Origin of the sequence: Colwellia sp. TT2012 (assembly GCF_001440345.1) — a bacterium.
GTDB lineage: Bacteria > Pseudomonadota > Gammaproteobacteria > Enterobacterales > Alteromonadaceae > Colwellia.
This window is the reverse complement of the sequence record NZ_LJYX01000086.1, coordinates 1-947: the sequence shown is the minus strand read 5'-3', so window position 1 is coordinate 947 and position 947 is coordinate 1. Positions and strand designations below refer to the sequence as shown.

Here is a 947-nt window from a genome sequence, read left to right as displayed (position 1 = left end):
ACGATCATGCTTCGCCCAGAAGGCGGAGCAGTTTTAGCAGGCCTTCCGTAGGAGGCCTCTGAGGGTCGCTGAGACGTTGATAGACGTGGGCCGCAAAAGTCCCTGGATGCTTTCGCTGATACAGCGTGCCCAGGATCATGGCGCCCTTGAGTTCCGCCTGGCGGGCCGCGATCACCGCACGCTTTTGCTGCTCAAGCAGTTCCTCGGCACGATCCAGGCTGAGTGATAAGCGCCGCAGATGTTCGCGGAGTTCTTCGGGGGGGCGCCGTTTTAAGGTCATGGCCTGGTTCCAGCGGTGGGGATTTCTGCACGCTACACGCCAAAACCGTCAATGCACAATGCATTGAAAATCACCATTACATGGCTCAAAACTCGACGACTAGGCTCTTGATGCCTATCCGTTCGCAGAAGCTGCCGATAGCGGTGAGCGATGCCCAGATCCTAACGGGCTCCCGGCGACTGCGAACAGGTCGCCAAGAGGCCGCTATGCGGCCTTGTAGCGACCAACCCCCTTCTACCCTGACTGCCCGCATCTCACGCAGCGCCTGATCGCTTATAAGGGTTACTAGGGTGTCTTGCTGAATTGCCTTTTTCATGTCGAGACCTCCAGGGCGTCCAGGTGGGCAGGGTAATCGTCGATGAGCTTGGCCATGCCGTCATCGCCCGGCAATTGGTCGAGCTGATCATTCAGCCAGGTGACGAAAGCCGGGCGACCTAATGGGTAAGACCCATGACGTTCTTGCAGCAAATGAACAAGGAAAAAAAGGCGACCGGTACGTTTGTCGCGCATGGGGTGGGGCTCCTGAGTTCGGCGCAGCGGCATAATCATTCTAAAACCAGGAGTGTACGTGGCGGTACGCCAGAAGTGGGGGGCTTGGTCGCCGTGACCGGCCCACATTTCAACCAGGAGCGCTGTCTGTGTGGGGGGCCATTTAACATAGGGTCTG

2 protein-coding genes are annotated in these 947 nt (G+C 58.1%); both read right to left on the bottom strand.

What is annotated here, in order from left to right; genetic code table 11:
- Window positions 1-4 precede the first annotated feature (4 nt).
- Window positions 5-280, bottom strand: coding sequence for a hypothetical protein (locus ASU03_RS18835; RefSeq protein WP_057833273.1), 276 nt, complete (start codon window positions 278-280; stop codon window positions 5-7).
- A gap of 312 nt (window positions 281-592) precedes the next feature.
- The gene (locus tag ASU03_RS20945) at window positions 593-790 is read right to left on the bottom strand and encodes a hypothetical protein (RefSeq protein ID WP_108184860.1); all 198 of its coding nucleotides are present in this window, start codon (window positions 788-790) and stop codon (window positions 593-595) included.
- Window positions 791-947 lie beyond the last annotated feature (157 nt).

What these genes read in the sequence shown, in the direction of transcription:
- ASU03_RS18835 (WP_057833273.1), bottom strand. Translation starts at nt 280, where the DNA reads ATGACCTTAAAACGGCGCCCCCCCGAAGAACTCCGCGAACATCTGCGG.
- ASU03_RS20945 (WP_108184860.1), bottom strand. Translation starts at nt 790, where the DNA reads ATGCGCGACAAACGTACCGGTCGCCTTTTTTTCCTTGTTCATTTGCTG.